At 64.1% G+C, this 2,238-nt stretch carries 3 protein-coding genes; all 3 read right to left on the reverse strand.

Going from position 1 to position 2,238, the window contains the following annotated elements:
• Positions 1–61 precede the first annotated feature (61 nt).
• The 3 genes from ARC20_RS02130 to ARC20_RS02140 all read right to left on the reverse strand — a co-directional run bounded on the left by ARC20_RS02130 (position 62) and on the right by ARC20_RS02140 (position 1,773).
• Entirely contained in the window at positions 62–352 is a 291-nt protein-coding gene (locus ARC20_RS02130) for a DUF3653 domain-containing protein (RefSeq protein ID WP_057502500.1), read from the reverse strand.
• 81 nt (positions 353–433) lie between these two features.
• Positions 434–1,480, reverse strand: a complete 1,047-nt coding sequence (locus ARC20_RS02135; RefSeq protein ID WP_057502499.1) for a phage/plasmid replication protein, II/X family — start codon at positions 1,478–1,480, stop codon at positions 434–436.
• On the reverse strand, positions 1,477–1,773 hold the full coding sequence (locus ARC20_RS02140) for a hypothetical protein (RefSeq protein ID WP_057502498.1): 297 nt from the start codon (positions 1,771–1,773) through the stop codon (positions 1,477–1,479). The genes ARC20_RS02135 and ARC20_RS02140 overlap by 4 nt, the downstream gene beginning before the upstream one ends.
• Positions 1,774–2,238 lie beyond the last annotated feature (465 nt).

Here is a 2,238-nt window from a genome sequence, read left to right on the forward strand (position 1 = left end):
GGTGGCCATAGCCACGGCGTCGGCCACGGCGGACAGTCCGCCTTGCTGTCCGCCCCCGCAGCTACGGCCTCTTGATGGCGGCTGCTGCACGAAGACGGCGACGATGCCGAAGGCGGCTGCGGATGTCGGTGACGGGTTCGATGGGCCGTGCCTCGGCAACGGCCAGACGCTCGTCATCCATCATGCGACGGAACTCCCGAGCTATCTCGCAAGTGAGCGAGAGCCATGTCAGCTGGTGGGGCTCGATGACGTGATTCTCCGGCGTCACCAAGTTGCCATTCACAAACGAAAAACCAGCCCACGGGCCGGTTCCAGTCATGCTCTTTCCATCGAACGTGCGCGGCTTCGTCATGGCCGCAGATTACGCGATTCGGTGTAACTCCGGGGATGACGCGTCAACCGCAGCACCCCCCGCTTCGCAGGGGCGCAGCGGCTAAGCGACGCGTCGTGGCTCGAAATAGAGAGGTGTGCCGACAGCCCAATCAGGGACCGACACAGGGACGGCCTCCAAGACGCGATAGAGGGGCACCACGTTGGAGACTTCCTTCGGCATCAGCGTGGCGATATCAACGCCGTGCGGAAGCAATTTCGAGCGCAACCGGTAGAAGCTCGGACGGCTCATCGTCTCGCGCAAATCGTTGCCTGCTGCCCAAGCCAGATACGCGTTGTGCTGGCCCGTGGTGAGCGACGCGATGACGTCTTCCGGCAATGTGCGTGCGGTGGTCATGGTCATGCTTCCCAGTCGGTCTCGGAGTAACACCGAGGCGTCAAATGGTACACCGTCCACGTCTTTCCAAGCGGCCACCTGATCGAGGGCCATGCGCTTCAACTCCATGCTGCGGATGGTCAGCTCGGCGCGCAGTGTGCGGTCAGCCCACGCGACCGCGTGGGGCAGGTTGAGGATGGCATCTTGGCCATGGCCACGGGCGTGAATCTCCTGACCCTTGCTGTAGAGCTTGAGCGACCAGCGGCGGCTGTGCTGACCGAAATACAGGGTCGAACCCTTGACCAGCTGGCCGCGGCCACGGTGCGACAAGTGGGCGGTCTGCTCGGCGGCGCGAAGCCACGCCAGAACTTCTCCACGGCTTTGCAGGTGAAACGACTGGGTGACGTCAACGCGAGTGATCTGCACATCCCCTACAGACCACGCCAGCCGATCGAGGTCAGTGGGGGCGAGAGAGAGAACCCCGACCAAGTGCTCCATGGTGGCCATCACCAAGCCCGGAACATCGTCCGCTCCCCACAGGTTGTGGCCCTGGAAGAACTTCACCGGGTTGCCGCTGATCTCCAGGTGCGTGCAGGGGTCAACACTGCGCTGCACGGTGCGGACGGTGAGACCGCTGGAGAACGAACCCGTCACCGTTTGCCGCTTTGAGCTCATCCACTCGACGTCGCCCGAAGCGCCGACGGAGAGCACTTTTCCCGCATCGATGGGCGCGGGATGAGCGCACGGCACCACGATGGAGAGCCAATCGATCATTTGACCTTTTTCCGCATGGCGGCGCGGCGGGTAGCACGCACGTCCAGTTCGAGCTGCTCGGCCTGCTGGCCAGCGGACCGGAGAACGTCACCGATGACCTTCAGCGCGTCGATGTTGCGGCTGGAAGCCATCTCGGCGGCGCGTGCCATCTCGGCGAAAAGCGGCTGTCCCTCGATCAGCCATTCCCGAATGATCGTGGCGCGACCGGCGCCCGTGACCTTGCCCAACCGGTCCAGAACGTCGATGACTTCGGGCGGAAGGGACAGGTTTACGCGGGTGAGCTGGGTAGGCATGTGCAGAGAATAGGTGTAACAGTGTGGAACTGCAAGCCACTCCCGAGACGCGGCTCGGGTATCACGCTGAGACAAATGTGCGGTATCACTAGCACCGCACATCAGCCCGGCCCGGCTGGCTCCCTGCGCCGTCTCCACGGCATCCCAGCGGGCGGCGACGACCGGCGGTGGCGCGCATGGCTCATACCGTCGCTTCCGCTCCGTTACGCGCCCTGCGCGCTTGAAGCGGCGGTCAGCGGCGCGCGGTGGGGATGGCGTGTGCGTGAGCTCGGTCGAACGCGGGACGGGGCGACGACACGGGCAGATCTAACCCTGTTATCCGTGGGCTGCGCCCACACCCGCGAGCGCATCCCAAATGCGATGCACCAGGTCGATTGCGTGATGCGTTACGAAACGAGGCAGGGCAGGGCTTTCAGCCCGAAAACAGCGCGCTGTGCGATGCGCCCTTTATGTTCCAGTCGCGAA

Origin of the sequence: Stenotrophomonas panacihumi (assembly GCF_001431645.1) — a bacterium.
GTDB classification, from domain to species: domain Bacteria; phylum Pseudomonadota; class Gammaproteobacteria; order Xanthomonadales; family Xanthomonadaceae; genus Stenotrophomonas_A; species Stenotrophomonas_A panacihumi.

What these genes read in the sequence shown, in the direction of transcription:
- ARC20_RS02130 (WP_057502500.1), bottom strand. Translation starts at nt 352, where the DNA reads ATGACGAAGCCGCGCACGTTCGATGGAAAGAGCATGACTGGAACCGGC.
- ARC20_RS02135 (WP_057502499.1), bottom strand. Translation starts at nt 1,480, where the DNA reads ATGATCGATTGGCTCTCCATCGTGGTGCCGTGCGCTCATCCCGCGCCC.
- ARC20_RS02140 (WP_057502498.1), bottom strand. Translation starts at nt 1,773, where the DNA reads ATGCCTACCCAGCTCACCCGCGTAAACCTGTCCCTTCCGCCCGAAGTC.